Below are 6,745 nucleotides of genomic sequence, written 5' to 3'. Positions count from 1 at the left end.
CGAAGGCGAGTTGGTCATCAGACCCGGCTGGCGGCTGAAAAATGTGGGAACCGCGCAGCGGCGGCGGTACCTGCGGTCGCCTTTTCTTTGGTTACTTTCTTTTGGCGAGCAAAAGAAAGTGACCGGCTGCCGGGCCGCCCCCGGCTAGCATCCACGGAGCACAAACCGTTTCAATAACAACCAAACGAACCAGCCCCCACGGAGCACAAACCATGTCATCAACCAATAATCGAACCACCCCCACACCCCAAAACGCAACAAATCCACCCTCTAAATACAAAATTTTACTTAAAAGTAAATTACTATACCGAATAGTAGGATATAAATACGAAATCTTGAAAATAACGAAAATTCAAGTGCAACAACAGGTGCAACAAATAGCACTACACACATAAAAATAATTCCATCAAGCAACAGGAGGGTGACAGTGCGCAATTTCATCAATAAATACAATAAAGATTATTACGGCGGAGGACTAATGATCGTGTTAGGTCTGGGCGCCGCACTTCAAGGCCAAACCTACAAAATCGGCACTCTCAGCAGAATGGGCCCCGGATTCTTCCCCGTAGCACTAGGCATTCTGCTAGTGCTCATCGGCGCAGCAATTGCAATCGGCGCAAAAAACGCCATCCCTAAAGCAGAAGAAAAATACCTTGCCCCCGAATGGCGCGGCTGGCTTTGCATCAGCTTCTCGATCGTCGCTTTCGTCATACTCGGAACCTACGGCGGGCTGCTACCGGCAACCTTCGCCATCGTCTTCATCTCCGCGCTGGGCGATCGTAAAAACACATTCAAGAGCGCATTGAAATTGTCGCTGGCAATGGTCGCAGTCTGTATCGTCGTATTCTGGTGGGCCCTGAAATTGCAGTTTCCTTTGTTTCAGTGGGGCTAAGCCATGATCGGACAATCTTTGATGGATCTGTGGGCAGGCTTCGGCGTTGCCTTGCAACCGCACAATTTAATGTGGTCGTTTGTCGGTGTATTAATTGGCAATTTGATCGGCGTATTGCCCGGCATGGGTGCACTCTCAGCGATCTCGATGTTGCTGCCGTTGACGTATTCTTTGCACCCGATTCCAGCCATTCTGATGCTTGCCGGTATTTTTTATGGCTCCCAGTACGGTGGAGCGATCGGCGCTATTTTGCTCAATCTGCCTTGCCATCCGCCACATGCGGTGACTTGTCTGGATGGCTATCCATTGACCAAGCAAGGCAAGGGCGGTACCGCACTCGGGATTACGATGATTGCGTCGTTCTTTGCGGCCTCGTTTGGGATAGTGGTGATGATTTTTGCTTCACCGTTGCTAGTGAGTGTGGCGTTTAAATTTGGACCGACCGAAATATTCTCGATCATGCTGCTCGGCTTGCTGTGTGGCGGAACCATGTCCAAAGGGTCGCCGCTGAAGGGCGTGGCGATGACCATCGTGGGTTTGTTAATCGGACTGGTCGGCACTGACGTCAATACCGGCACGGCACGCTTTACCTTTGGCTTGATCGAGCTGTCCGATAAGGTTGAATTGGTCGCACTGGCGCTGGGCTTGTTCGGGGTGACGGAATTTTTGCGTAGCGTCAACCGGATGGAGGCAGTGGGCAGCGGCGTCAAAATGCGTATCCGCGATATGCGTCCTAGCAAGGCTGAGCTCAAGCAGTCATTTTTTCCGATGGTGCGCGGCACCTTGATTGGGACCTTGTTTGGCGCCATGCCAGGCACCGGCCCTACCATCACGACCTTTATTGCGTATGCGTTCGAGCGCAAAATCTCCAAGACGCCAGAGCGTTTCGGCCACGGTGCGATTGAGGGCGTGGCCAGCCCTGAAGCGGCGTCGCATTCCAAAACGCAGGTTGATTTTATTCCGACCATGAGTCTGGGGATTCCCGGCGATGCGGTGATGGCCTTGATTTTGGGGGCTTTGCTGATACAGGGCATTCAGCCCGGACCGCAACTTATTACTGAACATGCCGACCTTTTCTGGGGCCTGATCGCCAGCTTCTGGATCGGTAATGTATTGCTGCTGGTATTGAACATTCCGCTCATCGGGGTCTGGGTCAAACTGCTGCAAGTACCGTATCGCTATCTGTTCCCGGCGGCCTTGTTTTTTATCGCAGTCGGGGTCTACAGCACTAATAATAATTTGTTTGGCGTTGGTGAAGTGTTGGTGTTTGGTTTGATCGGTGCAGTCTTCGTGGCACTCGATTTTCCCGTTTCGCCAATCCTGCTGGGGTATGTGCTGGGACCCATGATTGAGGAAAATTTCCGCCGTGCATTATTGCTTTCACGCGGCGACATGATGGTGTTTCTGGATAGGCCAATCAGCGCCGGATTTATCGGGGTCTGTAGCGTGGTGATACTGACGCAATTGTTTTTTGCCGGACGCGCCGTCTTACAACGTAGAAATGCAGCAAAACTGCTGCCAGTTATTTCAGCTAGTTAATTCGTGCATTTTTGCGGGAGTACTCCAATGACAAAGCAGTCGCAATTGGCCGTCGACACAATTAAAAAATCGGGGCCGCACAGTGAGCGTGTTTCCCGTTTGCGTCATATCTGGATCAATTCAGACCGGGTTTTTTATGCCGGTCTGATCGGCCAGCGCACTACCCGCATCATGGGCAGCATCGTGGTCTTTGTGTCTTTGGCGGAGCCGATCCGTATCAGCATCGATGGCGGCGAATGGGTCAGCACCGATCTGGCCGTGATACAGCCGTATATACCGCACCGGATCGAATGCGATAACCGTCTGGTTGCGGTGATTCATATCGAGCCGGAAACCGTGGATAGCCAACATCTTCCTGCATATCTGAAAGCCGGTTCAGGCAAGGCAGACGATCAGCAGTTGATCCGAAAAGTGCGCAATGTGTACGCAAAAATTAATAGCTTCGGCGACATCATCGATCCTCAGACCGAAGACTTCGATATGTTTGTTTTCGGCCAGTTGTTATTGCCTGCGCCTGCTGTGGAAGCCCGGATTGCACGGCTGGTAGAGCGGATCAAAGATAACCCTTGCGGTTTGGTATCAGCTAAAGAGTGTGCGCTTGAAGCCGGACTATCTGTGTCACGTTTTCTGCATGTATTTCGGGATACCGTCGGCGTGCCTTTCCGCACTTTTCGCTCCTGGAAGCGTGGACGCAGCCTGCTGTATCGCTTGATGGACTCAAGCAATCTGGTGTATCTGGCGCTCAACACCGGCTACCCGGACTCTACGCATTTCAGTCACTCAGTGCGTCAGCTATACGGCATGACACCGACGGTGTTATTTAAAAATTGCCACATGCTGATGATGTATGGGCAGGCTATACCGCCGCCGCACGCTGCGTAGACTGATGCAAAATGGCTCTGGCGGCGTTGTTCGCCAGATCGCCTGACAGGTATCCAAAGAAAATTTGTTGCTTGCCCTTGGCATCATATTCGGTTAAATTATACTGATCAGTATATAAAAATTTAATCAGTAAATAATTTAATACTTACCGGTAATAACAAGATCGTTTCAGGCGCGCCAAATAGGGAACGCCAGACGGCAAAGATTTCATGGAGACCATCATGACTAATGCAACCAACGCAATCAATGCAAAGCGTCCACGGACAATTGCAGATTTACCCCCGCAGCTAGCGGCCAACCCGAAGACCCCGGCGCAAGCCTCAGCGCGCTATTTCAATACCGGCAACGCTTTCGACGTCAAGTTGCCTGCCGTTCCCGATCAGAGTTTTATCGATGAGCCAGCGCAAGCTTTCCATCCCGATACCCCGACCAGTCTGATTGCTTGCGACGTCTCGGCGCAGTTAGAAAGCGCGAGTGCGGCCACTACGCCCTTGTCGTTGGCGCGTTACGCCAAGATCAAGGCGGGCGAAACCTTGCGTACCGAGTTTATCGCCAGTGGCATCATCGTCTATGTCATCACCGGCACCGGCAGCACCGATTGCGATGCAGAGCATATCGTTTGGGGTGCTGGCGACGTGTTTGTGTTACCGGGCGGTGGTGTGCATACCTATCGGGCCAATGATGTCGATGCGATTTTATGGATCGTCACCAACGAGCCGCAACTTGCTTTCGAGCATCTGCGTGCGCCTTCGCTGGGAACTGCACCAACTTGCGTGGTGCACTATCCGGCCGATGAAATTACCCGTCAGATCGATTTGCTCTACGCAGTCGGACGCGGCAAAGATATTCCCGGCTCGGCCTTGATTTTTTCTTCTACCTCGCAAGAGGCGATTCGCAATGTCTTACCGACGCTCACCGTTGCCATGAACTCGCTGCCAGCGGGTGAGGCACAGCGTCCGCATCGGCACAATGCGATGGCGATGGCCTTGATTATTCAGGGTGAGGGGTGTTATTCGATTGTCGATGGTAAGCGTAAGGATTGGTCGCAGTGGGCGACGACTGTTACGCCAGCGGTGTCGGTGCATTCGCATCATAACGAGGGGAACAAGCGCGCCATGTTTTTGATTATTCAGGATGGCGGTATTTACTACTACACCCGGGCAATGGGATTTGCGTTTGCAGATTAACTTCGGACCGACGCACAACCGCCCTGGCGGCGTTGTACTCGCCTTGCCGTACTTGCGTACTGTCTGCGGCGGCACGCCTTGCCAGGACGGCTGTGCGTCGGTCCGAAGTCCGAGGGTATTCATTACTGGTTTTTTACGGGTTCCGCTTTGCGCTCACCCTTTTTTTGGTTCCGCTTTGTGGTCACCCTTAAGTACATTTACTTTTTTTTAGAGAGATATTTTCATGTCGACTCACGCAACAACTACGCCTTCCCGTCTGACCGTCCGTCCTCTGAGTCCTGTGCTTGGTGCTGAAGTGTTGGGTATCGATATGCGCATGCCGCTTGATGCGCAGACTAAGCAGGAGTTGCATGAGATCTGGATGCAGCATTTGGTGTTGGTGTTTCCCCAGCAGCATATTACCGATCTTGAGCATGTCGAATTTACGCGTAATTTTGGTGAGCCGGAGATATTTCATCAGGACATTATTCGTTCTAAGCGGGTACCGGAAATTTTTCGGGTCTCTAACGTCGATGAAAATGGTGTCTTGATGCCGCTCGATCATCCGACTTCGCGGCAGGTGTCGCTGGCGCAGTTCTGGCATACCGATAGCAGCTATCGCGCCATTCCTTGCACCGGCTCGCTGCTGCATGGAATTGAAGTCAGTCGCACGGGTGGTGAGACGCAATTTACCAATATGTATGCCGTGTACGAAGCCTTGCCCGAAGCCTTGAAGCGCGAATGTGAAGGCCGCAAGGTGTTGCATGATTTTGAATTTCTGCAAAAACAGAATTCCCTGCGTCCGCTAACCGCCGAAGAACGTGCCGCGATGCCGCCGGTGTGGCAGCCGCTGGTTCGGCGTCATCCGGGTAGCGGTCGCAAGTCGCTCTACATCAGCCCAATCTACAACGAGCAGGTCGAAGGCATGCCGCCGGGTGCCGGGCGCAGCCTGATTGCCGAACTCACGGCCTTTGCCGGTCAGCCGCAGTTTGTGTATTCACACCGCTGGGAAACCGACGATGTCGTGCTGTGGGATAACCGCTGCACCATGCATCAGGTCACCAAGTTCGATGCCGATGAACGCCGTGTCATGCACCGCACGACGATTGTTGGTGATGCGCCGGTGGTGGCTGCTTAGTTATTTGACTAGTTATTTGCAGCCTCGTCAGTACTCACCATTTTCAAAGGTCCATCCCATGTCCAGCACCCCCGTTCCGGTCTTTAAACACGTCGAACTTAATCCTGCCTGGTTAGGCCGTTTGCAAGAAAAAATCCTCGAGCCGGATTTAGCGATCGTCGATCCGCATCACCATTTGTGGGAGCGCGGCGGCGGTTATTTTCTCGATGAAATGCTGGCCGACGCCAACTCCGGTCACAACGTTGTTGCCACCGTTTTCGTCCAGTGCGGCTATGGCTATCGCAGCAGCGGACCGGAAGAATTGCGCTCGGTGGGTGAAACCGAATTTGTCGCCTCAGTCGCCGAAGAATGCGCCCGCCGCGATGCTAACACCCGTGTCTGCGCAGGTATCGTCAGCACTGCCGATTTGATGCTGGGCGACAAAGTAGATGACGTTTTGCAGGCCCATATTGACGCCGGGCTGGGTCGGTTTCGCGGTATCCGGCATATCTCGGCACGGCATGATGCGTTTTCTGCCAGCTTATTGCCGCCACCGCAACATCGGCTGCTGGCCGAGCCTGCGTTCCGTGCCGGGTTCGCCCGTTTAACTGCGTTCAATCTGACGTTTGACGCGTGGTTGTATCACACCCAAATCGATGAGCTGACTGCCTTAGCACGCGCGTTTCCGGATACACCGATTGTGCTCAATCACGTTGGTGGCCCACTTGGCGTTGGCCCGTATGCTGGCAAGCGCGATGAAGTGTTCATGCATTGGCTGGTGTCGATCAAGACTTTAGCGACGTGCCCCAATGTGCGCGTCAAACTGGGTGGTCTGGCCATGGCGATCACCGGTTTTACGTTTCATACCGAGCCACTACCGCCGTCATCGGGCGAGCTTGCCAACGCCTGGCGTCCGTATATCGACGCCTGCATTGAAAGCTTTGGCGCGCAGCGTTGCATGTTTGAGAGCAACGCGCCAGTTGATAAAGGTATGTGCAGCTATCCAGTACTGTGGAACGCCTACAAACGCATGGCCTCCGGCGCATCTGCCGCAGAAAAAGCGGCTTTGTTTCACGATACGGCGGCTGATTTTTATCGTTTGTGATGACGCAATAAGTTTGATGGTGGAGGAGACGCAATGCCAGATAC

At 53.2% G+C, this 6,745-nt stretch carries 6 protein-coding genes; all 6 read left to right on the top strand.

From position 1 onward, the window contains the following. Nucleotides 1-427: 427 nt before the first annotated feature. The 6 genes from ACVBEF_RS19885 (at nt 428) to ACVBEF_RS19860 (ending at nt 6,701) form a co-directional block, all read left to right on the top strand. The gene (locus ACVBEF_RS19885) at nt 428-892 is read left to right on the top strand and encodes a tripartite tricarboxylate transporter TctB family protein (RefSeq protein WP_447125650.1); all 465 of its coding nucleotides are present in this window, start codon (nt 428-430) and stop codon (nt 890-892) included. Nucleotides 893-895: 3 nt separating this feature from the next. Continuing rightward, complete coding sequence (locus tag ACVBEF_RS19880; RefSeq protein WP_447125649.1) at nt 896-2,431, top strand: tripartite tricarboxylate transporter permease; 1,536 nt, start codon at nt 896-898, stop codon at nt 2,429-2,431. A 27-nt stretch (nt 2,432-2,458) separates the two neighbouring features. Beyond that, the gene (locus tag ACVBEF_RS19875; protein ID WP_447125648.1) at nt 2,459-3,313 is read left to right on the top strand and encodes a helix-turn-helix domain-containing protein; all 855 of its coding nucleotides are present in this window, start codon (nt 2,459-2,461) and stop codon (nt 3,311-3,313) included. 221 nt (nt 3,314-3,534) lie between these two features. Further along, nucleotides 3,535-4,500: a cupin domain-containing protein gene (locus ACVBEF_RS19870; protein WP_447125647.1), complete on the top strand. Its 966-nt coding sequence runs from the start codon at nt 3,535-3,537 to the stop codon at nt 4,498-4,500. A gap of 223 nt (nt 4,501-4,723) precedes the next feature. Continuing rightward, nucleotides 4,724-5,617, top strand: a complete 894-nt coding sequence (locus ACVBEF_RS19865; protein WP_447125646.1) for a TauD/TfdA dioxygenase family protein — start codon at nt 4,724-4,726, stop codon at nt 5,615-5,617. A 58-nt stretch (nt 5,618-5,675) separates the two neighbouring features. Further along, nucleotides 5,676-6,701: an amidohydrolase family protein gene (locus tag ACVBEF_RS19860; RefSeq protein WP_447125645.1), complete on the top strand. Its 1,026-nt coding sequence runs from the start codon at nt 5,676-5,678 to the stop codon at nt 6,699-6,701. Nucleotides 6,702-6,745 lie beyond the last annotated feature (44 nt).

The sequence above is a fragment of the Glaciimonas sp. GG7 genome, from assembly GCF_052976905.1.
Note: the sequence above shows the minus strand (reverse complement) of the source record. Positions and strands in the feature narration are given on the sequence as shown.

What these genes read in the sequence shown, in the direction of transcription:
- ACVBEF_RS19860 (WP_447125645.1), top strand. Translation starts at nt 5,676, where the DNA reads ATGTCCAGCACCCCCGTTCCGGTCTTTAAACACGTCGAACTTAATCCT.
- ACVBEF_RS19875 (WP_447125648.1), top strand. Translation starts at nt 2,459, where the DNA reads ATGACAAAGCAGTCGCAATTGGCCGTCGACACAATTAAAAAATCGGGG.
- ACVBEF_RS19880 (WP_447125649.1), top strand. Translation starts at nt 896, where the DNA reads ATGATCGGACAATCTTTGATGGATCTGTGGGCAGGCTTCGGCGTTGCC.
- ACVBEF_RS19870 (WP_447125647.1), top strand. Translation starts at nt 3,535, where the DNA reads ATGACTAATGCAACCAACGCAATCAATGCAAAGCGTCCACGGACAATT.
- ACVBEF_RS19865 (WP_447125646.1), top strand. Translation starts at nt 4,724, where the DNA reads ATGTCGACTCACGCAACAACTACGCCTTCCCGTCTGACCGTCCGTCCT.